Source organism: Actinomadura alba (assembly GCF_014323705.1).
Taxonomy (GTDB): Bacteria; Actinomycetota; Actinomycetes; order Streptosporangiales; family Streptosporangiaceae; genus Actinomadura_C; species Actinomadura_C alba.
In genome coordinates this window covers 18,891-42,355 of the sequence record NZ_JABVEC010000025.1, presented here as the reverse complement: position 1 = coordinate 42,355, position 23,465 = coordinate 18,891, and the positions used below count along the sequence as shown (strand labels likewise).

Sequence of the window (23,465 nt, the reverse complement as noted above, 5' to 3'; positions counted from 1 at the left end):
CGGCGACTGCCGGGTCTTGCGGCGCTATACCGCCGGCGGCAGCCCCCGCCGGCGGTAAAGCGCGAGAGGTTCAGAGGTCGAATTCGGTGGGGGACAGGCCGACGGCGTGGCAGGCCTCCCGTACGACGGCTTTCTCGGCGTCGTCGAAGTTGCCGTCGGCGCCGCCGATGATGATGCCGATCTGGATGACGGCGCGGGCTTCGGCCGGCTTCTTCTTCGCTTTGCCGATGTCCTGCAGGATGCTGACCTTGCCGAAGTCGAAGTCGGTGGTGAGCTTGGCCAGGTAGTCGTTGAAGCGGCGTTGCAGGTCGTCGGCGGGGAAGTTCTGCAGTACTTCGTTGGTGGCGATGAGGGATGCCGTCCGTTGCCGTTCGGACGGGTCGACCGATCCGTCCGCCGCGGCGACGAGTGCGCACATCGCCATGCTCGCGTCGCGGAACGCGCCGCTCTTCAGATCGTTCTTCTTCGCCATCAGCTGGGTCTGCATGTTCTGGGTGGAATCCCGAAGCTTGTTCCATAGGGCCATCAGGGAGGCCTCCTCATCGTTGACGTTGCATCAGAAGTCTAACCGACCTGCTACAGATGTCGTAGTCGTTGATCTCTGCAGCAGCTGAGCGCCGGGTTAATTCTGCGCTAATGGCTCATTCCGATAGCAATGTCGGGTCAGCGCATCGGTGTGCTGTAGGGGAATGCCGTCCGCGCGACGCCCACGGCCGAGCGTGCGATTTCATGGTTCCGTCGTCGCTTAGTTTGCTGCGATGGAAGGGAGGTTTCCGATGCCCTTTCATGTCGTGTGGTGCGGCAAGCGATGAGGTTGTGGCGCCAACCCTGCGCAGCGATCAGCGTCACGCGCTGAACTTCGACGTCATAGTCCGCCGCCGCGATCTGAACGTCGCCTACAGGTACTCACTCGGTCGGCAGCGTGCCGATGTCAGGACGGTGTCCGCCGATGGGGCCGTCCACTCCGAACGCACCCTCACGCGTTTGAACGCTACAAGATCCTTCCATCTGCCGTGATTTTCCACCCAATACTACTACGCTAGTAGTAGCAGCGGCGGGTTCGCCGGCTGCTCACATGCCGTGGAGGTGCCTCAGTGGGATCGGCGCAGGCGCGTCGTGGTCGTCGTCACCGTAGGGCTCGCACGTTGCACCGTGCGGATATCACGATGATCATCGGCGCGGCGGGACGTCGAGCCGCGGCCGGGAGCACGGGATGACCCGGCGTGCGCGCATTCGCACTGTGGTGGAATCGCGCCGCACTCAGCAGCTGGTCACCATGGTGATCGTGGTCAACGCTGTCACGTTGGGCTTGGAGACCTCTCCGGCGATGATGGAGCGGTACGGCGGCGTGCTGCATGTCATTGACCGAGTGGCGTTGTACGTCTTCGTGGTCGAGCTGCTGGCCAAGGCGTATGTCCATCGGCTCAGGTTCGTCCGCGACCCGTGGAACATCTTCGATGCCGTCATCGTCGGCATCTCCCTCGCCCCGCACTCCGGAACCTTGTCCGTGCTGCGGGCTTTGCGGATCCTGCGGGCCCTACGGCTGATCTCGGTGGTACCGAGCCTGCGCCGGGTGGTGTCGGCGCTGCTGAGCGCGATGCCCGGTATGGCCTCCATTGCCGCCCTGCTGGGACTGGTGCTGTACGTGGCGGCGGTGATGGCCACCAAGCTGTACGGCGCGACCCATCCCGAATACTTCGGCGACCTTGGAGCTTCACTGTTCACCCTGTTTCAGGTCATGACGGGTGAGGCGTGGTCGGAGGTCGCTCGCGCGGTGATGGAGGAACACCCCTCATCGTGGATCTTCTTCGTGGTCTTCATCTTGATCTGTACCTTCGTTGTGCTGAACCTGTTCATCGCCGTGGTCGTGCGTGCGATGGAGGAGGACGAAGCCCAGCAGGGGGAGGGGACGGAAAGGTCGGACGCCGACCTCGGGCAGGACACCAACGCGGTCATGCTCGCCGAGCTCGCCGCCCTGCGCGCCGATATCCAGGCGCTGCGCGGCAGCTATGAACATGAAATGGCCGCCCGCGCCCGGGTGGCTGACGATCTTGCGCCCTGACCTAGCCGAGCTCTGTCCTCATGGTGCGGATCCGTGGGGCACGGCCGGCTCGACCAGGCGGGCATGGGTCAGGTGACAGCGGCGAGTTCAGGTTGCGGCGGGCTTTGCGTCACAGTAGGCCGTGAGGGTCGGCGTCGGGCCCAGGGCATGGCCAGGGCCAGGAGCGGGATGACGGCGGCCGAACTCATCGCCCACCACGAATGGTGGCGCGCCCAGCCGATGTAGTCGAATTGGGTCAGGAAGATGTAACCGAGCCCGGCCCATGTCGCTGCCGCCGCCATGGCCGGCCCGCTCCATCGGGTAGGCCGGGCGATGAGGAATGGGACGAACCACAGCAGGTACTGCGCGGCCATCCGCGGCGTGACGATCATGAACGCCAGGAGCATGGCCGCGGTCTGGTCCACAGGGTCGGCGCGCCGCCACGCCCAGGCCACTACCGCCAGGGTTATGTAGAGGACGATCTGGCCGATCTTGGCCGGGGCCGGTGCCAGTTCCCAGTTGCCTCCGGTCATCCACGCGGTCCAGCCCCATTCGCCGACGATCGGACGGACTCCACCCAGGTACCCGGCTATATCCATCAAGCGGGCCCAGGAGACGTTCACGATCAGCGGCAGGGTGAGCAGGAACATCAGCGGCACCGCTCCGGCTGCCACCAGGCCCTGACATCGGTGCCGCCACGTGGGCAGCATGGCCAAGACCACCGGCAGCACGATGACCGGCCAGCTCTTTGCCGACAACGCCAATCCCAGCAGCGCACCGGCGGCGATACCTCGGCTCGAACGTGCGCACAGATAGGCGGCCACCAGGAACACCAGAGCCACAGGCTCAACCTGCGAGTGGATCACCGACACCATCAAAGCGATCGGGTTGCAGGCGTACTGAAACCGGCTCAGTTCCCTGGACGCGCCGGCGAGCCGCCCGACCAACACGATCAAAACCACATCGGCGGCCACCGTGACCAGCCGTCCGGCGATCTCCCATGGCAGCCCCACCGCCAGTCCGGCGGCATACAGGTAGGGGATCATCGGCAGGAAATGCCAGGCGCCTTCCGTGGCCAGCACTGGGTCCTGACCTGCCAGGACCGCCTCGCCCGCGGGCTTGAAGCTAAGGACGAAGTCGACCGGCTGCCAGGAGTCATTCGCGGCGGTGACCAGCAGCACCAGGCGCAGCCCGATCCCGACCGCGAGTGCGGTGCGCAGCGACGGCCGCCAGCCGCGCCACTGCGCGACAACGGCCAGCACCGACCCGGCGGCGAGCAGGGACGCTGTGAAGATCGGCTGATCCATGACGGCGTCAGTGCGGGTTGGCGGTGTGGGTCGCGGTGAGCGCGTCGCGGACACGGACGAGTCCGGCTACGGTGCCGGGCATGAGTTCGGCTCGTCCGGCCACCGCCGACTGACCAGATGACATGAGGTCAGCTCTCGGCGAGCACGATGACGCGGTCCTGCGAGGTCAGCCTGAGGAGCCCGGCTTTGCAGGGGTTGAGGACGACGCCGTAGTCGGGGGGTTGGTGGAATTGGTCGCGGAGCCGATATCCGATGGCCGTCTCACCGCGGCGCCGGGCGGCTTCGATCACCGTGGCGAAGTTCGCGGCAGCGTCGGGCCACAGGTAGTCGGATGCGGGTTTGAGATAGATCTCCGAGCCGGAGGGGTCGAGTAGATTGACGAACACCTCGTGCAGGTGCCGGTTCTCGCTGAGCTGTGTGAGCATCAGACTGATCAGTTTGTTGCTGACAACGAAGTCGTCGGCCTTGGTTACCTGAGCGACCTCTCGGTTGGCGTCGTCGTTGATCTCGCTCACGATTGAATAGGGGTCGCCGAGGCGTTCCTCCATGTCTCGTAGGTGCAGCAGGGTGACCAGGGTTCGGGCGTCGGCATGGTAGGGGTCGAGGTCGTTGTCGGCGAGCACGATGATGTGCTGGTAGGACCCTACGTCGAGTGCTTCGAGCTGGGCACGGTCGGTTGGATCACATCCGGTGACGTGCACTGTCAGGTTGACCGGTGGTTTCAGTGCGTTGCGGGGATCTTCGTGTTGGGTGGCGATGGTCAGGGTCGACCCGGATTGGACGAACTCGTCCAGCAGGTTGATGATCTTTGGTGCTCGGTGGTTCCAGCCGATGAGCAGGGTGCGCTCGGGTTTGGGGGTGTGTGGAGCGGCGGTGGCGATCGCGGATTCGATGATCGCCGGTGGGGTGTCGGCGAGCCGGATGAGCAGGTCGTCCTCGGCCAGCATGATGATTTCGTCGTCGGCGTTGATGATGGTGTCCATGGCGGGGTTGATCGCTATGGACCCGTCCTGGTGGCGGAGCCCGATGGGGATGCCGAGTTCGTAGGCGTCGAGTGCCCTGCCAAAGGTGACCCCTGCCAATGTGGGCTCCGGGCGCATGTAGATCTCGTGGCCCTCGTAGTCCAGCAGGTCGGTGCAGACGGTGGACAGGCCGGATTGGCGGTGGGACTGCACGATGAGGCGGATGGCGATGTCGTCGGCGTCGATGACGTGCGCGGCCGGCCCCCCGGCCAGGCGGGCGGCGGGGAGGTTGCCTGAGTTCTGAACGGCCGCGACAACGTGCGGACGCTCGTCGTCCCAGGTTCGAGCGCCCAGCGAGAGCAGGACTTTGATGACGTGGGTGTCAGGATCATCGACATCCGGCGACACCACCATGATCGACCGGGCGGTGCCGGGGCTGACCAGTTCTAGATCGGCGACCTTCAAAGGGTTGCCACGCCGGCACACCACCCGGGTGCGCCCCGTGTCGCCGACGCTGGCCCGGATCGCGTCTTCCATGTCGACTTTGTCCCGGTCGGCCAGGATCGCCACGCAGGAGCGGCGTTCGCTTTGATTGGCCTCGGCCAGCTCTGAGATGACGGTGAAGACCTGATCGGACCAGCCCAGCACGAGGGTGTGGCCGCGTTCGACGATCCGCGACCGCCCCTTCCTCAGTTCGGTGATCTTGCCTTCCAGGCCGGTGGTGAGTACGCCGATCAGTGCGCTGACGATGAAGATCCCACCGATGGTGGCGGTCAGCATCAGCCCTAGGAAAGGGGCGGTGCCCTCGTCGCCGCCCATGGTGCCCGGATCCAGTGTCCGCAGCAGGCTTCGCCACAGCACTCCCGCCCAGTGCCCGTTATCTGCGGAATCCTGCGGTGCGATCGCCACGGCTGCGGTGGCGATGATCATGATCAGTACGCCTGACGCCAAGCCGAGCCAGCCGATCAATGCTGAGGTGCCTCGCGACATCGTGTTGTCGAACCAGTACCGGATCCGATCCCTTTTCGTGGCTTGAACCAACCGAACCTCCCCGTACCCGACAGCCCACCATGTGTTTGAAGATCACCTAGCCATCCCGCCTACCGTGATTTTCCAATGCTATTACATCAGTAGTAGCGAGATCTCGCGAGAACCCGGGCAGGAGCGAAGGGCGACCCTTGCGGGTCCGGGGAAACACTGCATCGCGCGTAAGATCATCTACTACGGTTGTAATAGTTTGGTCCCTCACCGGCCCGGCGCCACTCAGATGCCGCTGGGTCGGTGAAGGTGCCTACGTTCACCAACGTGGTGTGACGGAATGCACTCTCGACAACTGGAGGTCCTCCGTGGGAGTAAGTCTTACCAAGGGCGGCAACGTCTCACTGACCAAGGAAGCACCCGGACTGAGCGCCCTGGTGGTGGGCCTGGGCTGGGATGTACGTACCACCACCGGCAGCGACTTCGATCTCGACGCCAGCGCCCTGCTGGTCTCCGAGGCGGGCAAGGTCTTGTCCGGCCAGCACTTCGTGTACTTCAACAACCTCAAGAGCCCGGAGGGGGCGGTCGAGCACACCGGGGACAACCTCACCGGTGAGGGGGAGGGCGACGACGAGCAGATCAAGGTCAATCTTGACGCTGTCCCGGCGGAGGGAGTGAAGATCGTTTTTCCGGTGTCCATCTACGAGGGCGACAAGCGCGGGCAGAACTTCGGGCAGGTCCGCAATGCCTTCATCCGAGTGGTCAACCAGGCAGACGGCAACGAGATCGCCCGCTATGACCTGACCGAGGATGCCTCCACCGAGACCGCCATGGTGTTCGGCGAGCTGTATCGCAATGGCGCGGAGTGGAAGTTCCGTGCGGTCGGCCAAGGCTACGCCTCTGGACTGACGGGCATCGCCTCCGACTACGGCGTGAGCGGCTGATGACCTGAACCACAGCGCAGCCGGCCGATCGCGCCCTGGTCTCCGGGATGTGACGGCAGTCCGTGCGGAGTGGCTGGTGCCTTTCGGCGTGTTCCGAGAGGCGCCAGCCGCGTGTCAGCGCATTGTCAGGTGCCGCCCGCTTGGAGGTCATCAGCGCGGGAAATCTGTTCCGCGAGCACGTGCAACGGCTCCGGCCTGGATGTGCCGGTCCATTCGTTCGCCTATCGACAGGTGGATTCCCGGCCCACCGATTAGGGCGACCTTCCGTATGCGTTTCGCGGGAGTACGGCGGCGGTGCGGATCTGATGACCGGGTCGCTGTGGTCTTTCGAGAGGCGTCCTGTTCAGTAATGATCTAAAATTTCCGCAGGCAAAGAGGTATTGGCCTACTACCAGGAAGCCTTCATGAGCAACGATACCGCTGGTCTCTTTGAGCCGGGTGGTACGCCGGCTGATCCTCCTTCCGTCAATCTCCGGCGAGAGATTCCGCACTCGGCGCGGATCTGGAACTACTGGCTGGGCGGCAAGGACAACTACGAAGCCGACCGAGAAATGGGTCAGCACCAGCGGATCATGAAGCCCTAATGCTCAACGACCGGAAGGACGCACACCAAATCACCTCAGAAGCCGATCGGCGGATCGGGGCTCAGAGGCGGCCCAGGTAGAAATGCGTGCCCTGGTCGTCGGTGCACATCGCCGTTAGCCCGTACGACTCCTCGGCGGGCTCTTGCGCCTGCCCTGTTCACGGGCACACCACGGCGGAGAGGACCACGCCGATGATGACCGCTCCGTCCTTGACCCGGTCCAGAAGTCATCACTCAGGAGCGCGGCGCCTTCCTTGGAGCTCAGGTGGAAGACGAACGTGGCCGGCAGCACCACAGCCGCCAGTGCCGAAAGGGTGAGCGCTCCGATCAGCCAGGTGCACGCGACCCCTAGTGCCGCTGTGACCGTGCCCACAGCGCGCTTTGTGATCCCCACTGGAGCTTCCGCGGCGCTGAACGCGGACCGAACCGCGCCTGCGCCGCGCCACGAGGTCAGCGAGCGGCATCACCGTCGGTGATGAGATGGCTGTCCATTCCCGTGGACACGGCAACTACAGGTCGGCGAGCCCTCGCCCGCACGGTGAGGACACCGGCAACCGCGCCAGCGAGAATTCCACCTGGCATCGCCACTCCTACCCCCTCGGCCAAGTAGGAGTCGCCGGAGAGCGCCAGGGCGGCCCACGCCGGGCCCACACCCACGATCAACGATGCGGAGACCAGAAAGGGGTAGGCGACCGTTGCAATGGCGACGAACGTGAGGTACCGACGCACGGATCGGGGCGGGCCGGTGAGGAGAACAACAACGGCGATGAGCGGCCCGCCGAGCAGTGTCGCCGACAGGACAGCCGCGTTTCCCCCGGAGAGTATCCCCGCCGCGCCGAGAACGGCGGCGAACCCGGCCGCTGCGGGCACAGCGCGGGGTGGGATGTGTGACACGGAGAAGGCGGCGCAGGCGAAAGCCGCGAACACCAGCAGGGCCTGCGCCACCCCTACACCGGCCGGCAGCCCCGCCGGCACGACGGGAGACTCCTCGTCGTGGAGATTGGTGAGCAGCAGCGGCGAACACCAGGCGGCGACAATCCCATAGATCAGGGGCCAGCGTGGGCGGTCCATCGATTCGCGCGCACGTAGCACGGCCACCGCGGTGCTGACGATCGCGAGCGCCACGCCGCAGGCGATGGCTGCAGCACCCCAGCCCGTCGCGTCTGCCGCGTCGAACGCACCATCGGCGATGACCAGCGCCATCCCGCACACGGCAGGGACGGCCGGCTTCCAGACAGCGGACCCGCGCGCGGTCAGTGCGAGCCCGCAGGCTACCACGACGATGGCGGCCCATCGCAGATCGTGCACCCACGCGGCCAGCACACCCATGGTGTCCGGGTCCAAAACGGTGTCGGGCCCGGCCATCGCCGCAGCGTCGCCTTTCTGCGCGGCCGGCACCAAGACGGTCACCGCTACCGCCCACAGCGCCACACCCGTGACTGCAAGTGCCAGCCCGACCACAAGCCTGATTCGTGTCAACATGCCGCCGATCATGACATGCCCAAGACGTCGACTCGTGGCGTGTCGGGGTTTCCAGCTGCCCGTGAGCCCCGACACGCCACGACTCAACGAAGGACGGATTCTTCCGGTCGCTCGGATTCCCGTGAACTGTTCGGGGGGCTTCGGGTTAGTAGGGGTGACCGTGTCACGCGCCTTGGCTGACACCAGAGAACGCCGACTGGAACGGAGCTGGATGTGACCGCCCCCCCACTGCGCGCCGACCCACCGGAAATCGTGGCCGACGCAGTTCTGATCGAGCAGTCGTGGCATGAGCACGAGCACGAGAGGTTCGCGGCACTGTTCGACCGGCACGCCTCGGAGATGCACCGGTATGTGACCCGTCGGCTGGGCGTGTCCACCGCCGACGACGTCGTCGCGGAAACGTTTCTCCTCGCGTTCCGGGGACGGAAACGCTACGACGTCACCCGGGCCGACGCTCGACCGTGGCTGTACGGCATCGCCAGCAATCTGATCGGCAAGCACCGGCGCGCGGAGAAACGGCTTTACCGCACCCTCGCTCGCGCCGGTGTGGATCGGGTGGCGGAGTCGTACGCCGACCGCGTGGACGCCCGGGTGACCGCGGAGGGCGTGCAGCGCGAGCTAGCCGACGCGCTGGCCGGCCTGTCGGCCGGAGACCGGGACGTGCTGCTGCTCGTCGCGTGGGCCGACCTCACCTACGAGGGGGTCGCCGACGCGCTGGGCATCCCGGTCGGAACCGTGCGCTCACGTCTGCATCGGGCCCGCAGAAAGGTACGAGAGGCGCTGGGCGGAGTAGACCCCACCGAGATCAGCGAGGAGTCCTGCAATGGATGAGATGACGTTCGTGCGAGAGCTGCGCGCCGAGGCGCCGACGCCGTCGGAGGCGACGCTGCGGGAACTCCGCAAGCGCCTGACGACCCGGAGCCGCAGGCCGGCGTGGCTGCCGAGCCTGCCGCGCACCGCCGGCCGGATGGCCCTCGCGGGCGCGCTGGCCGCCGTGGTCGCCACGGGAGTCCTGGCGACCAGAGACGGCGGCGTGGACTCGCAGCAGCCCAGCGGTCCGAAGGTCGTACTGCCCGCGGATGGATATGTGAATGCCGCGGCGTTCCTCGAGCGGGCGGCCAGAACGGTCGAGGAACGGCCGGTTCGCCGTCCCCGGCCGGGCCAGTGGATCTACCGGGCATTGCTGATCCCGGTGGACGAGGGAAACGAGGAGGACAGCCCCACCCACCTGGAAAAGCAGGAAGAGTGGTGGCGGTTCGACAGTGGCGCGATGAATCTGCTCCAGGACGGGAAGCTGACTCCGGGGCCGGCCGACGCCAATAACCGGACACCCGAGCAGTTCTACGACTACCTCGACTCGCTGCCCACCGACCCGCAGGCGCTGCGGGAACGGATCTACCGTGATGCCTCCTCCCGGCCCGCCAGTCAGGGACCGGACGAGCGCGCGTTCGGCGAGGCGTCCGGCATCTTCCGGGACGCCCTGGCGGTGCCGTCCAAGCACCAGGCCGCCCTGTACCGGGTGCTGGCGTCGATCCCAGGCGTGCAGGTCAATCAGCAGGGCCGCGATGCGATCGGCCGCAGCGCCATCGCCGTCACCCGTACCAGCGGTGAGGGCTGGCTGCGCACGGAACTGCTTCTCGAGCCGGGCACGTACCGCTACCTCGGCATACGCGACGTCGCCATCCGTGACCACGAGGAGAAGATGACGTGGAACAGCAGCTTCAAGGCCAGCGCCGGCGAGGTCGTCCACGCCGAGTACGCCCTCGAAACCGCCGTCGTCGACCGGCCGGGGGAGCGTTCGTAGCGCTCCACACGTGAATGGTGTTCGGCGTGAAGGTTCCCCGTCGTCCAGGCGACGGGGAACCTTCACGCCGAAGGCGGGTAGCCCGGCTCCGCAGTCTCGCCAGGGGATATACGCCCAACGAGTTGTCTCAGCCGGCTGATCATCGCTTGCCCTCCGGGGCACCGGGGAGCGCCGACCGTACGGCCTGTTCGGAGCGCCCGATCACTGCGGTCCCGTCGTCGGACGTGATGATGGGGCGCTGGATCAGGATCGGCTCCTCGGCCAGCGCCCTTATCCAGCGTTCCCGCTCGCCGGGATCGCGGGGCCAGGCGGCCATGCCGAGCTCCTTGGCCGTGGCCTCACCGGTCCGGGCGATATCCCAGGGTTCGAGGCCGAGCCTGGTCAGCACGTCCCGGATCTCGCCCTCCGTCGGAGGGTTCTCCAGGTAGCGGCGCACGGTGTACTCGGCGTTCTCGGCGTCCAGGATCGTGAGCGCGGAGCGGCATTTGGAGCAGCGGGGATTGATCCAGATTTCCATGATCGTGATGCCTGGTCCTCTCAGGAGCCGGTGCGGGCGAAGAACTCGCCGCGTGGGAGGGATTCGTCGCGGAGAATCCCCAGCAGTGTGGAGGTGACGGTGCGGGATCCCGGAGCCTGCACGCCGCGCAGGGTCATACAGGTGTGGTCGGCCTCGATGACCACGCCTGCGGGCGTGGTGAGGAGCCGGGTAAGGCGGGTGGCGATGCCCATCATCTCCCTCTTCCGTGGCGCGCGACGCACCACTGTTGCCAGGATCGGATGCGGCGGGTGGCCGTACGGACCGGGCGAGCACTCCCACCGGCTCTGCGGCCCGATGGAGCGGACCCGACACTGCGACCGTACCGTCGCCTATTGCACCAATAAACGTTAGTTATATCTTAGATAAACGTCAATTAACGAGGATCGTGAGCCAGGCACCACTGTTTCACCCATGAGCATTGGTGTTAATCTCAAGTGTGTGACCCAGGATGCCTCCACGCTTGAAGCCGTCGCGGCGCTCAGCGACGGTCTGCGGCACCGGATGTACGACTTCATCCGGAGGTCCGGCGGTCCGGTGACGCGGGACGAGGCGGCACAGAGTGTGGGGATCTCCCGTAAGCTCGCGGCCTTCCATCTGGACAAGCTGGTCGCGGTGGGGTTGCTGTCCGCCGGATACGCCCAGCCGGATGGCCTGCGCAGGGTGGGACGCGCACCCAAGGTGTACGCGCCCACCGAGCTGAACGTCCAGGTCAGCATTCCGCAGCGCGAGCACGGCCTGCTCGCCGACATCCTGCTGGAGGCCGTCCGTGGGCAGGGCCCGGGAGAGAGCGGTGAGGAGGCCGCCCTCCGGGTCGCCTCCGATCGCGGCCGCGGCCTTGGCACGGCCGACCGGAACGAGCTCAGGCCAGGACGGCTCGGCGCCGAGCGGGCTCTGACCTGCGCGGGGCGGATGCTGGAACGCCACGGCTTCGAACCGGCACGCGCCACCCCGACCCTGATGCGGTTGCGGAACTGCCCTTTCCACCCACTGGCGGCCAAGGCCCCCGATCTGGTCTGCGGGATCAACCACGCCTTCATCGCCGGATACCTCGGCGGACTCGGCGCCGTCACCCTCAACGCCACCCTGGCACCGCGGCCCGGCGCATGCTGCGTCGAACTCGGCACCGCGGCCACCGACCCGACAGGAGCCTGATTTGATGCCCGCGCCAACCACCTTTGTGATCGCCGGCGGCGGCCTTGCCGCGGCCAAGACCGCTGAAGGCCTCCGCACGGAGGGCTTCAACGGTCGCGTCGTCCTGGTCGGCCAGGAGACCCATCTGCCCTACGAACGGCCGCCACTGTCCAAGGAATACCTGCAGGGCAGGTCCGACAGGGAGAAGATCTTCGTCCACGACGCCTCCTGGTATCGGGCGCACGACATCGAGCTGCGCTCGGGCATCTCCGTCACCGGTATCGACCGTGCCGCCCACCAGGTCACGCTGTCCGATGGTGACCGGCTCGGCTACGACAAACTCCTGCTGGCCACCGGGGCCACACCGCGCCGGCTGACCGTTCCGGGCGCGGACCGGGACGGCGTGCTCTACCTGCGCACCGTGGACGACTGCGAGCGCATCAAGGCCACCCTGTCCACCGCCCGCAGGATCGCGATCATCGGCGGCGGCTGGATCGGTCTGGAGGTCGCGGCCGCGGCCCGCGCCGCCGGTGTTGAGGTGAGCGTGCTGGAGGCCGAGCGGCAGCCGCTGCTGCGCGTCCTCGGCTTCGAGGTCTCTGCCGTCTTCGCCGACCTGCACCGCAGTCACGGTGTCGACCTGCGGCTGGGCGTACAGGTCAGAGAAGTCACCGACGCGGGCGTGCGGCTGGCCGACGGCTCAGCGGTCGATGCCGACGCCGTCCTCGTGGGCATCGGGGCGACCCCCAACACCGACCTTGCGGCCGCCGCCGGGCTGACGGTCGACAATGGTGTTCAGGTCGGCGCCGATCTGCGCACCTCAGACCCCGACATCTTCGCCGCCGGCGACATCGCCAACGCCTACCACCCGCTGCTGGGCGCGCATATTCGGGTCGAACACTGGGCCAACGCCCTCAACCAACCCGCCGTCGCCGCTCGCGCCATGCTGGGCCGGGATGCCGCCTACGATCTGCTGCCCTTCTTCTACACCGACCAGTACGACCTGGGCATGGAGTACACCGGCTACACCCCTCCCGGTCACAACGACGACGTCGTCATCCGAGGCGACCTCGCCACCCGCGAGTTCATCGCCTTCTGGCTCAACGACGGCAGGGTCACGGCCGGAATGAACGTCAACATCTGGGACGTCACCGACCAGATCAAGGCACTGATCCATGCGGCCGCTCCCGCCGACCGCACGAGGCTCGCGGACCCGGCCATCCCGCTCGATCAGATATGACCTGCCTTGGGACTGTCCGGATTTTGGCTCTGGCACGATTTCGGTGGTGACGGTGTGTGGTCATGAGCAGGATTCGCTGTCGGAGCAGGGGAGGCCGGCTCGGCCTGTGGGTGCCGAGGCCCGGGGCTGCGACGGTTCACCGAAGGACCGTACGCCGTGACACCCAGCACGTGAACACGGCGCGGGCGACACTCACTACGGCGACGAATGGTTCAGAGCGGTTCGCCTGCCTGCACCACGGTGCGCCGGTCGGGTGAGCCCCACAGCAGTGACGGATCGGTGAACGGATCGCCCTGCACGATGAGGAGATCGGCTGCACAACCGACCTGGACCCGGCCCAGGTCGTCGCGGTTCAGCAGGTCGGCGTTCACCGACGTGGCCGAACGCAGGGTACGCAGCGGTCCCTCGACCTCGACCTGGATTCGCAGGCCGTTCAGCTGCTCGTCCTCGAGGACGCCCATCAGGTCGGTGCCGAAGCCGACGCGGACGCCCGCGGCACGGGCGAGTTCGACCGCCTTGCGTCCGGAGTCCAGCACCTCGCGGTTCTTGGCCTGGGACACCGGAGCCATCCCGAGTTCGGCGCCGCGGCGGTCCATGGCGTCATACGTGGCCAGCGTGGGGACCAGGAAGGCGTCGTGCTCGGCCATCAGCGCGGCGGTCTCGGCATCGAGCAGGTTGCCGTGCTCGATGCTGCGTACGCCGTTCTCGACGGAGTGCCGGATCGCCTCGGGGGAGTAGGCGTGCGCGGCCACGTAGCTGCCACGACGGCGCGCCTCCTCGGTGACGGCCCGTACCTCCTCGACCGAGTACTGGGGAATGCGGATCGGGTCGGTCAGGGAAACGACGCCGCCCGATGTCATGATCTTGATCGCGTGCGCGCCTCGCCGGAACCGGTCGCGCACGGCACGACGCAGGTCGTCCACCCCGTCGACGACCTCGTTGACGAACTCGTGGCAACCGCAGAGATCGCTGTCGGCCCCGCGCGGATCGCCGTGCCCGCCGGTCTGGCTGAGCGCGGGCCCGGTGTAGAGGTAGCGCGGCGATGGGATGAGGCCCTCGCCGATCGCCCTCGCCAGCCCCGGATCGCCACCGGCCACGTCCCGCACGGTGGTGAAGCCGCGGGCCAGTGCGGCGGCGAGCCGGCGCGCACCGGACAACGCGACGAAGCTGAGCGGCCTGGCCTCGATGGCGAGCAGATCCAGGGATATGCCGTAGGCGTGGAAGTGCGCGTCGATGAGCCCTGGGAGCACCGTTCCGCCACGAGCGTCGATCACCCGGTCGGCGGGGCACGGGGCGCCACCGACCTCGACGATCCGGCCGTCGGCCACGTGCACGGCGCCGTCGATCAGCTCCTCGGACACGCCGTCGAACACGAGGCCGTTGACGATCGACAGCGTCGGCCGTGTCGAGCCGGTCATGCGACCGGCTCCGCACGCCTCAGCCGCTCGGTCGCGGCGGCGTCGTAGCCGAAGGTCACCGCGTCGACGACCACGCCGTAGTCCCGTGCGGCCGCTTCGACGGATACGAATCCGTTGCGGACGTCGTGGGCCACTCGTTCAGGCTCTCGCTCGAACGGGTCGCCGTAACCGCCGCCGCCACCGGTGTTGTTGACCAGCACATCGCCTGCTTCCAGTTTGTTGTAGCTGCCGCCCTGCACGATCTCACGCTCGGTGCCCGGGTTGAGCACGATGTGGTTGTTGTCGCCGACGCCTCCGCCGTCGATGGACCACGGCTTGGTCTTGGTCTTGTAGACCAGGCAGATGCCGGTGGACGGAGCCGTGAACCGGTACGAGCGGCTCACACCGACCCCGCCCCGGTTGCGGCCGGCGCCGCCGGTGTCGGGCCGGTAGCCGTAGGACTCGATGAACATGGGCGATTTGGTCTCGAGCACCTCGACGGGGTTGTTCCGGCAGCCCGGCTCCGACAGGTGCATGATGCCATCCGCGCCATCGCCGTCGGCGTGGGCGCCGAACCCGACCGCCTCGTTCGTCGCCTCCAGCCATGATTCGCCGTTCCTGGGGTTGACACCCAGGCCCATCATCGAGCAGACATCACCTCCGGAACAGGCCGGCACCAACTCCGGCATGCCTTGTGCGAGCGCCTTCAGCACCACCTCGCCGGCCAGCAGACCGGTCCAGAGGGTGAAGGTCGGCATCGGCGGAACGGCGTGCATCACCGATCCCGGCTCGGTGATCACCCGCATCGGCCGGAAGTTGCCGGCCACGACCGACGTATCCGGGGTCGTCAGCGCCTTGAAGATCAGGCTGCACAACGCCTCGGTCTGCCCGACGGGCAGGTTGATGGGGCCCCGCACGTCACGCTCGCTGCCGGTCCAGTCGATCACCATCTCGTCGTCGGTCACGGTCACGGTGACCCGCAGTTTGATCAGCCGATCGACGTCGACGCCGTCGGAGTCGACGAAGTCGTGTGCCGTCCAGGTGCCCTTCGGCAGCTTGGCCAGCGCCAGCCGGGCCAACTGCTCGCCGTGGTCGTGGATGGCGTCCATGGCCTCCAGCAGCGTGGCGGTCCCGTACTTGGCCGCGATCTCCTGGGTGCGGCGGACACCGGTCACGCACGCCGAGACCTGCGCCTGCAGATCGCCGATCGTGCGTTCCGGCATACGGCTGTTGAACCGGACGATGTTAAAGAAATCGTCGTTCTGCACTCCCTCGCTGTACAGCCTGGTGGCCGGGAAGAACAGCCCCTCCTGGTACATGTCCGTGGAGTCCAGGACGTACCCCGGATCCTTCTGCTTGAGGTCGAGTACATGGATCCGGCACGAGGCGAAGCCGATGAGCTCACCGTCGACATGGATCGGTGCGAACACCAGCGGGTCCAGCGTGTGCGCCGACGACCAGTAGGGATAGTTCAGCACGAACACGTCGCCCGGCCGCATGGCGTCGACCCCGAGGAACTCCACCGCCTTCTTGATCCCGTGGTCGTTCCCGCGCGTGAAGATCGCGATACCCGGCGCGTCGGCCACGACGTCACCGCCCGCGTCGTGAATGCCGATGCCGTAGTCATGAATCTCGTAGACGACGGTGTTGTACGCCGTCCGGCACAGGTTGCGTGCCATCTCCTCGGCAGAGGCCAGCAGGCCATGCCGGATGATCTCCGTGGTGATCGCGTCGCTCATCGGGCACCTCCTTCGATGTCGTGGCCAACTCGGATCACAAGCTCGCCGTGCCGGCCCACGCTCAGGTGATCGCCCGCGTGGATGACCGTCGTGGCGGTGTGCTCGGCGATGACGGCCGGGCCCGTGATCTCGTCACCGGCGAGCAACGCCTCACGGGTGTACAGCGAATAGGGAACGGCGGGCTGGTCGGCGGACACGTAGACCGGCCTCGTCCCGTCCGGTCGCGCCGAGCCCGACACCCGTTCGGCGAGTACCGGCAGCGTCGGCCGGTCGACCGAGCCGGTGGCGCGCAGCCGCAACGTGGTGACTTCGACCGGGTCGGTCATCGTGTGCCCGTACTGGCGCTCGTGTAGTTCCGCGAAGGTCTTCTCGACGGTGGCGACCATGTCCTGCCCGGGCTGCGGGAACGCGACGGTCACCGAATGTTCCTGCCCGGCGTAGCGGACGTCGAGACTGCGGGTCATCGTGCGGCGGCCGGCGTCGAAGCCCTCCGAGGCGAGCATCGCCTCGGCCTCCTCCTCCATGCCGGCGTAGGCGGCCTCGACCCGCGCCGGGTCCAGGCCGGCCAGCGCGGACACCGACGTACGCGAGAAGTCGTGCTGCACATCTGCCATGAGCATGCCGAAGGCGGAGAACGCCCCCTGCCCCGGTGGGACGATCACGATGGGAATGCCGAGTTCGCTCGCGACGTCGACGGCGACGAGCCCCCCGCCGCCGCCGAAGGAGAGCAGGGAGAAGTCCTTCGGATCGCGGCCCACCTCGACGGTGATCGCGCGTACGGCACCCATGATCTTGGTCGTCGAGATCCGGACGACGCCGCGCGCCAGCGCGGGCACCGCCATCCCCAGCTCGGCCGCGATCGGCTCGAGTGCCTTCGCGGCGAGTTCCGCGTCCAGCCTCAGCTTGCCGCCGAGCGGTGTCTCGGTCCCGAGGTAGCCGATCGCCAGGGCGGCGTCGGTGAAGGTGGGGATCGTGCCGCCACGCCCGTAGGACGCCGGCCCCGGAGCGGCGCCGGCACTCTGCGGGCCGACCTGCAGGGCACCCGCTCCGTCCAGGTGCACGACGGAGCCTCCGCCGGCTCCGATGGTGTGGATGTACAGCGATGGCGTGTTGATCGGCAGTTGCTCGAACTCCGCACCCTGGTACAGCACCGCTTCGTGGTCCAGGACGAGTGAGGCGTCCAGGCTCGTGCCGCCCATGTCGATGGTGATGAGGTTCGGCGCTCCGATGAGTTCGGACAGCGCGGCGGCCCCGATGACGCCGCCGGCCGGACCGGACAGGATCAGGCTCACCGGCTGTTCGCGCGCGGTGGCGGCGGTCATCGAACCGCCGCCCGAGCGGGTCATGAGGAACCGTCCGGAGAAACCGCCGGCGGCCAGCTCGTCCTCCAGCGCGCGCAGGTAGCGGCGCACGATGGGCTTGACGTAGGCGTCCAGCACGGCGGTGCTGGTGCGCTCGTACTCGCGGTACTCGCGCGACAGCTCGTGCGAGAGCGTGACGGCGACGTCGGGGGCGACCTCGGCGAGCACCTCCCGCATCCGCAGCTCGTGGGCGGGGTTGGCGTACGAGTGGAGGAACGCGACGGCGACGGACCGGTAGCCGCGCTCGGCGACGACCGCGGCTACCCGGCGGGCGTCCTCGAGGTCCAGCGGCCGGTGCACCGAGCCGTCGAACAGGCTGCGCTCGAGCACTTCGAAGGTGTCGTAGCGCTCGAGCAGCGGCGCGGGCTTGGAATAGGTGATGTCGTAGTTCGTACGCCGGTCGGTGCGCCCCAGCAGGTACACGTCGCGGAAGCCCTTGGTGCCGATGACCGCGGTGCGAGCGCCGGTCCGGGTGAGCAGCGCGTTCAGGCCCAGGGTCGTACCGTGCGTGAACATCGCGATGTCACCGATGCCCACCGTCGCCGCGCCGAACGCGTCCATCACGCCGGTCGTCGGTGACCGTGGGGTGGTGGGGACCTTGTCGAACCGCAGCTCGCCGGTCTCCGGCACCAGTTCGACGACGTCGGTGAAGGTGCCGCCGACATCGATGGCGAGACGGCTGGTGTTGGTCATGTGATAACTGCCCTCCGAACGAGTGGCAGCACGGTGTCACGCCGCGAGACGCCGTCAGTGTGCTGTCGGTACACCGAAGTGGCGCCGTCAGTGTGCTGACCGTCCCGCCGCGGTCGGTCAGCGGCCGTGCGCCTCGGCGAGAAAGCCCAGTGCGGCGGCCGGGACACCGCCCGCGTCGCCGGGGCGGCACCAGTGGACGGTGATCTCGTCGAAACCGATGGCGGCCAGCCGGCCTACCGTGTCCTGGTAACGGGCCGCGCTCTCGAACGGCCATCGCAGGTCGAGCGCGAGCTGGACGACGCGGCGTACGGCGCCGGCGGGGCGATGCGCCTCGGCGAGCGCGTCGCGCAGAGCGGCCTGCTGGTCCTCCAACGCGGCGAACCAGGTCTCGGGCTCACGCTGCGCGCCGTACGGGCCATAGGTCACCCAGGCCTGACCATGGCGCGCGGCCAACCGCAACGCCCGTGGTCCCGCGGCTGCCACGGTGAACGGCACCCGAGGTCGCTGCACGCATCCGGGCATCTGGCGCGCCTCGATCGCGGTGTACCGCTCGCCGCGCACCGTGCTCACCGGATGGGTGAGCAGATGATCGAGGAGCCCCACCCACTCGGCGAACCGGTCAGTGCGTTCGCGGCGGGTCCGCGGCCGGTCGCCGAGCACCGCCGCGTCGGCGCTCTCTGAACCGGCTCCGACACCGAGCTCCAGCCGTCCTGCGCTCAGCTGGTCGAGCGTCATCAGCTCCTTGGCGAACGGGACGGGGTGCCGGAAGTTCGGCGTCGCGACCTGTGTGCCGAGCCGTACCCGGTCTGTGGCCATGGCCGCGGCCGCCAGCAGCGGCACCGCGGCGTGCCATGGACCGTCCCGCAGCGGTGGCCACGTCAGGTGGTCGTACGTCCACACCGTGCGCACCCCGAAGTCCTCGGCGGAACGGACATCGGCGATGAACTCGGCCGGCGGCTGACGGTCGGGCAGCACGATCGACGACAACTCGAGCATGGTTCCTCTCCTGCGGTGGCGTCCGCCCCGGCGGGGCGGCGATGGCACCCCGGACGGCGACCCGCTCCGGCTCGCCCGGGAGGGGCGACGTCACGATAGGCAGCCGATCAGTACAATGTCACACTACGCCGGGCATGGGGCACCAGAACGTGCGAATGAGCGACGCGCTGAAGTCGCTCCCGTCCCCGGGCGAGCCGTAGATCCGGCCGCGCTCTGTTACCGGAATGGGACGGGCGGATGACGATGCACAGACCCTCCGGCGGAGCGTGTGCTCGTAGCACATCGTCGCCGCGCGGCCCACAGTCAGCATTCCGGAACCCCGACGATGCAGATACTGGGAGGAAGCGTGATCCAGAGCGTACTCGTTCTCCGGGCGAAGGCCGGCCGGGCGCAGGAGATCGAGGACCTGTACCGCGAGCGCGGGATTCTGGAGCGCTCCGTGCAATTCCCCGGCTGCCGAGCGGCGACCCTCCTACGGTGCACCGACGGCGGCCCCGGCACCCACCTGGTCATCGCCGACTGGGACGACGCCGACGCCTACCGGCGCTGGGTGGCCGACCCGTGGCGCGCCACCATCTCGGGCGAACTCACCGCCCTGCTCGACATCGAGCCCGGCGAGCCCGTCATCGGCGGCCTCTACGAGCCCGTGATCTCCGACAGAACGGATCAACCCACAACCGAGGAGCTTTCGTGACACGTCCGCTACGACTCTTGGGGGCCGCCACGGCCCTCACGGCCCTGACGTTGAGCATGACGTCATGCAGCAAGCCGGACAGCTCGGCTGTCGGCGCGAGCAAGTCCGTCGCCGCGGACAAAAAGCTCAACATCGGCTTTTTCGGTTTCTCCAAGGCGAACTCCTTTGCCCAGGCGACCTGGGCGGGTATCCAGGAGTACGCGGCGTCGCACAATGCCACCGCGACGTTCCTCGACCCCAACTTCGACGGGCCGACGCAGGTCAACCAGTTGCAGGACGCAGTCACCTCCAAGCGCTACGACATCGCGATCGTGCAGGCCAATGACGGCACCGCGATCGCTCCGGCGGTCAAGCAGGCCGTCGCCGCCGGGATCACCGTCGTCATCGAGTTCACGCCGGTCGGCGGTCGCTACGACACGACGGAGGCACAGATCCCGGGCACGATCAGCATCGTCGACGCACCGACGATCAACGGGGAGGGCATGGCGACGCTCGGCCTCGGGGCGTGCAAGGAGGCCGGCGCCACCCCGTGCAAGGTGGCCTTCCTGCAGGGCTTCGAGAACTACCCGCTGGACACCGCGCGGACGAACGCGGCCGTGGCGGCCCTCAAGAAGGGCGGCGCCGATGTGGTCGCGAGCGTCGTGGGCGGGTACACCGCGGACTCCGGCCGCGCGGCGTTCCAGAACGTGCTTCAGGCGAACCCGGACGTCAACGTGGTGATCGGCTCGTCGCAGGCCATCCAGGGTGCGGCACCGCTGGCCGCCGGCAAAAAGATCAAGTTCGTGGGGAACGGAGGCTCGACACAGGCCTTCAAGGCGGTGCAGACCGGCGACTGGTACGGGGTGTACGTCATCCCCGAGAAGGCCGAAGGCGCCAAGGCGGCCGAGCTCGGGCTGGCCAAGGCCCGCGGGCAGAACGTTCCCACCGCGACCGACGCGCGCACGCTCACGGACTACGACTCGCTCGGCACCAAGCAGACGCTGCAGGGCAAGACGGCGGACTACTCGGACTGACGCGTTGTCCCGGGTGGCGGCCGCGCCGCCTCCCGGGGATCCGTAACCCCCCGGAGGATGGATGCAACGATCCAGCACGAAAGCTCCCGCCATCTCGCTGCGCGGAGTCGGCAAGAGCTACAGCGGCGTCTCGGTTCTGCAAAATGTGGATCTGGACATCGCTCCCGGCGAGGTCCACAGCCTCGTGGGTGAGAACGGCGCGGGCAAGAGCACGCTGCTGAAGATCCTCGGCGGCGCCATCCGCGCCGATCACGGCACCCTCACCTTCGACGGAGAGCGCACCGCGATCCATGGCCCGCGGGACGCGATCCGGCATGGCATCAGCCTCATCTCGCAGGAGGGCGCGCTGGTGCCCGCCCTGACGGTGCTGGAGAACGTGTTCCTCGGCCGCTGGTCACAGCGCCTGGGGTTCCGGCGAGCACGCGAGGACCGCGAGCGGTTCGACCGGCTCCTGGAGTTCACCGGTTTCGACGTCGATCCGGACCGCAGGGTCGACCGGCTCCCCACCGGGACGCAGCAGCAGGTCGAGATCCTGCGGTCGCTGGCCCGTGGCGCACAGGTGCTGGCGATGGACGAGCCGACCGCGGTGCTCACCGAGCACGAGAAGGAGAATCTGCTCGGGCTGATCCGGCGGCTGGCGGCCGGGGGCACCACCGTCATCCTGGTGTCGCACTTCCTCGACGAGGTGCTCAAGGTCGCCGAGCGGGTGACCGTGCTGCGCGACGGTCAGCTGGTGATCACGGAGGACGCCGCGCTGCACACACCGGCCACGCTGGTCCGGCACATGGTCGGCCGCCAGATCGACGTGCTGTACCCCGAACCTGATCCGGTCCCGGCGGACGCACCGGTACGGCTGGCGGCACGGGGCCTCGGGCGGGGACTGGTCGGCGGCGTCGACCTGACCGTGCGGGCCGGGGAGATCCTGGGCATCGCCGGCCTGGTGGGAAGCGGCCGGAGTGAGACCCTGCGGCTGCTGTTCGGCGCCGACCGCGCGACCGACGGCGTCGTGGAGCTGGACGGTACGGCCTTGATCAAGCTCACGCCCCGCAAGGCGATGGCGGCGGGCCTGGCCCTGGTGCCCGAGTCGCGCAAGGAGCAGGGGCTCGTGATGGCCCGTTCCGTACGCGAGAACGTGGCGCTGGCATCGCTCGGCGGCAGGCGGTACGGGCCCTTCGTCCGGCCGGCCGCGGAGCGCTCGGCCGTCGACGCGGCGTCCCGCGCGGTCGACATCCGCGCGGCCAAGACGGACGCGGCCATCCAGACACTCTCAGGTGGCAACCAGCAGAAGGCGCTGTTCGCCAAGTGGCTGCTCCGCAAGCCCCGGGTGCTGCTCATCGATGAGCCCACCCGCGGTGTGGATGTGGCCGCGAAGACCCAGATCCACAAACTCATCGTCGAGCTGGCCAGAGAGGGGATGGCCGTCGTGGTCGTCTCGTCGGAGATCGAAGAACTGCTCGAACTCTCCCACCGTGCGCTGGTGCTCCGGCACGGGCACGTCGTCGGAGAGTTCCCGCGGGGAGCGCCGAGGGAAGCCGTCATCGCCGCGGCGTTCGGAGACGTAGGAGAGACCACATGACCGTCGAAGCCGTCGCAGAGACCTCGACCAGCCACACCAGCAGCGTGCGGCGCGCGAGCAGGCTGCGTGACTACGGGATCCTCGTCGCGCTCGTGGTCATCGTCGTCGCGCTGTCGCTGAGCACCAGCACGTTCCTCAGCACCTCCAATCTGGTCAACGTGCTCGACCAGTGTTCGGTGGTCGGGCTGCTCGCCGCCGGTGCGACCGTCTGCATCATCAGCGGTGTCTTCGACCTCACCGCGAGTGCCACGCTCGCGTTGTCCGCGATCATCGGCGTCCAGGTGGTGCAACACTTCGGTGTCCCGATCGGCTTCGCCGCGGCCGTGCTCACCGGCGCGATCCTGGGCCTGATCACGGGAACGATCGTCGTGCGCAGCGGCGTCAACTCGTTCATCGCCACACTCGCCACCAGCATCATCTACCGCGGCCTGGCCGTGGTCGTCACCTCCGGCGTGATCGCGTACCCGCTGGCCGAGCAGGCCGAGGACTTTGGCGTGCTGACCTGGCCCTCGGTGTTCAACCTGACCTCCGCGACGGTCGTGTTCATCGTCGTGGTGGCGGCGATCGCGGTTCTGATCGCGGCGACGACCTTCGGCCGACGCGTCTACGCGGTCGGCGGCAACGCCGAGGCGGCCAGATTGTCCGGCATCCGCGTCGGCCAGATCCACGTCGCCGCCTATGTCGTCAGCGGCATCTGCTCGGCGCTCGCCGGACTCATCCTCGCTTCGCGCGCCGGTTCGGCCCAGTCCAGCATGGCCACTGGCATGGAGCTGTCGGCCATCGCGGCCGCCGTCATCGGCGGCACCAGCATCCTGGGCGGCGAGGGCGCGATCTGGCGCGGGGTCGTCGGCGCGCTGTTGCTGACGCTGATCGGTAACGGCTTCAACCTGCTCGGCTGGAACACCACGTACCAGCAGGTGGTGCAGGGCTGCTTGATCCTTTTGGCCGTCACAGTCGATCGCTACCTGCGCAAACGCGCGAGGTAGTGT

21 protein-coding genes are annotated in these 23,465 nt (G+C 67.8%); 11 read left to right on the top strand and 10 right to left on the bottom strand.

Translation table 11 applies throughout. The annotated features are described in order from the left end of the window. Positions 1-70 precede the first annotated feature (70 nt). A complete protein-coding gene (locus HKK74_RS27695; RefSeq protein WP_187246306.1) occupies positions 71-526 on the bottom strand; it encodes a tellurite resistance TerB family protein in 456 nt (151 codons plus the stop codon). Positions 527-1,213: 687 nt separating this feature from the next. Between HKK74_RS27695 and HKK74_RS27690 the strand changes: the two genes are divergently transcribed. Then, the gene (locus HKK74_RS27690; RefSeq protein ID WP_187246305.1) at positions 1,214-2,062 is read left to right on the top strand and encodes an ion transporter; all 849 of its coding nucleotides are present in this window, start codon (positions 1,214-1,216) and stop codon (positions 2,060-2,062) included. Positions 2,063-2,130: 68 nt separating this feature from the next. Here the strand turns inward: HKK74_RS27690 and HKK74_RS27685 are convergent, their stop codons facing one another. After that, entirely contained in the window at positions 2,131-3,348 is a 1,218-nt protein-coding gene (locus HKK74_RS27685; RefSeq protein WP_187246304.1) for a glycosyltransferase 87 family protein, read from the bottom strand. 128 nt (positions 3,349-3,476) lie between these two features. Further along, on the bottom strand, positions 3,477-5,351 hold the full coding sequence (locus HKK74_RS27680; RefSeq protein WP_312881836.1) for a CASTOR/POLLUX-related putative ion channel: 1,875 nt from the start codon (positions 5,349-5,351) through the stop codon (positions 3,477-3,479). A gap of 305 nt (positions 5,352-5,656) precedes the next feature. On the opposite strand from HKK74_RS27680, the gene HKK74_RS27675 reads away from it, so the two are divergent. Next, a complete protein-coding gene (locus HKK74_RS27675) occupies positions 5,657-6,232 on the top strand; it encodes a TerD family protein (protein ID WP_187246303.1) in 576 nt (191 codons plus the stop codon). Between the two features lie 404 nt (positions 6,233-6,636). Further along, the gene (locus HKK74_RS39290) at positions 6,637-6,816 is read left to right on the top strand and encodes an SAM-dependent methyltransferase (RefSeq protein ID WP_376771563.1); all 180 of its coding nucleotides are present in this window, start codon (positions 6,637-6,639) and stop codon (positions 6,814-6,816) included. 449 nt (positions 6,817-7,265) lie between these two features. Here HKK74_RS39290 and HKK74_RS27665 read toward each other — a convergent pair whose 3' ends face one another. After that, a complete protein-coding gene (locus tag HKK74_RS27665; protein ID WP_187246302.1) occupies positions 7,266-8,309 on the bottom strand; it encodes a hypothetical protein in 1,044 nt (347 codons plus the stop codon). A 201-nt stretch (positions 8,310-8,510) separates the two neighbouring features. On the opposite strand from HKK74_RS27665, the gene HKK74_RS27660 reads away from it, so the two are divergent. Then, positions 8,511-9,128 (top strand): RNA polymerase sigma factor, encoded by a 618-nt coding sequence (locus tag HKK74_RS27660; RefSeq protein WP_312881835.1) that lies wholly within the window; start codon positions 8,511-8,513, stop codon positions 9,126-9,128. Beyond that, positions 9,121-10,101: a CU044_5270 family protein gene (locus HKK74_RS27655; protein ID WP_187246301.1), complete on the top strand. Its 981-nt coding sequence runs from the start codon at positions 9,121-9,123 to the stop codon at positions 10,099-10,101. Before HKK74_RS27660 ends, HKK74_RS27655 begins: the two co-directional genes overlap by 8 nt. A gap of 139 nt (positions 10,102-10,240) precedes the next feature. On the opposite strand, the gene HKK74_RS27650 is transcribed toward HKK74_RS27655, so the two are convergent. Continuing rightward, positions 10,241-10,618 carry an arsenate reductase family protein gene (locus HKK74_RS27650; protein WP_187246300.1) on the bottom strand — a complete coding sequence of 126 codons (378 nt, stop codon included), beginning with the start codon at positions 10,616-10,618 and terminating at the stop codon, positions 10,241-10,243. A 20-nt stretch (positions 10,619-10,638) separates the two neighbouring features. Then, on the bottom strand, positions 10,639-10,833 hold the full coding sequence (locus tag HKK74_RS27645) for a GTP cyclohydrolase I (protein WP_187246299.1): 195 nt from the start codon (positions 10,831-10,833) through the stop codon (positions 10,639-10,641). 244 nt (positions 10,834-11,077) lie between these two features. On the opposite strand from HKK74_RS27645, the gene HKK74_RS27640 reads away from it, so the two are divergent. Together HKK74_RS27640 and HKK74_RS27635 are read left to right on the top strand one after the other, a co-directional pair. Continuing rightward, complete coding sequence (locus tag HKK74_RS27640) at positions 11,078-11,791, top strand: helix-turn-helix transcriptional regulator (protein ID WP_222722804.1); 714 nt, start codon at positions 11,078-11,080, stop codon at positions 11,789-11,791. 4 nt (positions 11,792-11,795) lie between these two features. Then, positions 11,796-13,007, top strand: a complete 1,212-nt coding sequence (locus HKK74_RS27635) for an NAD(P)/FAD-dependent oxidoreductase (protein ID WP_187246297.1) — start codon at positions 11,796-11,798, stop codon at positions 13,005-13,007. Between the two features lie 212 nt (positions 13,008-13,219). Here HKK74_RS27635 and HKK74_RS27630 read toward each other — a convergent pair whose 3' ends face one another. The 4 genes from HKK74_RS27630 to HKK74_RS27615 all read right to left on the bottom strand — a co-directional run bounded on the left by HKK74_RS27630 (position 13,220) and on the right by HKK74_RS27615 (position 19,193). Continuing rightward, on the bottom strand, positions 13,220-14,425 hold the full coding sequence (locus tag HKK74_RS27630) for a metal-dependent hydrolase family protein (protein WP_187246296.1): 1,206 nt from the start codon (positions 14,423-14,425) through the stop codon (positions 13,220-13,222). Further along, entirely contained in the window at positions 14,422-16,143 is a 1,722-nt protein-coding gene (locus HKK74_RS27625; protein WP_187246295.1) for a hydantoinase B/oxoprolinase family protein, read from the bottom strand. Before HKK74_RS27625 ends, HKK74_RS27630 begins: the two co-directional genes overlap by 4 nt. After that, positions 16,140-18,197 carry a hydantoinase/oxoprolinase family protein gene (locus tag HKK74_RS27620; protein WP_187246294.1) on the bottom strand — a complete coding sequence of 686 codons (2,058 nt, stop codon included), beginning with the start codon at positions 18,195-18,197 and terminating at the stop codon, positions 16,140-16,142. The genes HKK74_RS27625 and HKK74_RS27620 overlap by 4 nt, the downstream gene beginning before the upstream one ends. A gap of 117 nt (positions 18,198-18,314) precedes the next feature. Beyond that, complete coding sequence (locus HKK74_RS27615) at positions 18,315-19,193, bottom strand: LLM class flavin-dependent oxidoreductase (protein ID WP_187246293.1); 879 nt, start codon at positions 19,191-19,193, stop codon at positions 18,315-18,317. A gap of 346 nt (positions 19,194-19,539) precedes the next feature. Here HKK74_RS27615 and HKK74_RS27610 point away from each other — a divergent pair, with 346 nt between their 5' ends. The 4 genes from HKK74_RS27610 (at position 19,540) to HKK74_RS27595 (ending at position 23,462) form a co-directional block, all read left to right on the top strand. Beyond that, complete coding sequence (locus HKK74_RS27610; protein ID WP_187246292.1) at positions 19,540-19,887, top strand: antibiotic biosynthesis monooxygenase family protein; 348 nt, start codon at positions 19,540-19,542, stop codon at positions 19,885-19,887. Further along, a complete protein-coding gene (locus HKK74_RS27605) occupies positions 19,884-20,900 on the top strand; it encodes a sugar ABC transporter substrate-binding protein (protein WP_312881834.1) in 1,017 nt (338 codons plus the stop codon). The genes HKK74_RS27610 and HKK74_RS27605 overlap by 4 nt, the downstream gene beginning before the upstream one ends. A gap of 61 nt (positions 20,901-20,961) precedes the next feature. Then, the gene (locus HKK74_RS27600) at positions 20,962-22,476 is read left to right on the top strand and encodes a sugar ABC transporter ATP-binding protein (protein ID WP_187246291.1); all 1,515 of its coding nucleotides are present in this window, start codon (positions 20,962-20,964) and stop codon (positions 22,474-22,476) included. Next, entirely contained in the window at positions 22,473-23,462 is a 990-nt protein-coding gene (locus tag HKK74_RS27595; protein WP_187246290.1) for an ABC transporter permease, read from the top strand. The genes HKK74_RS27600 and HKK74_RS27595 overlap by 4 nt, the downstream gene beginning before the upstream one ends. The last annotated feature ends 3 nt before the right edge of the window (positions 23,463-23,465 follow it).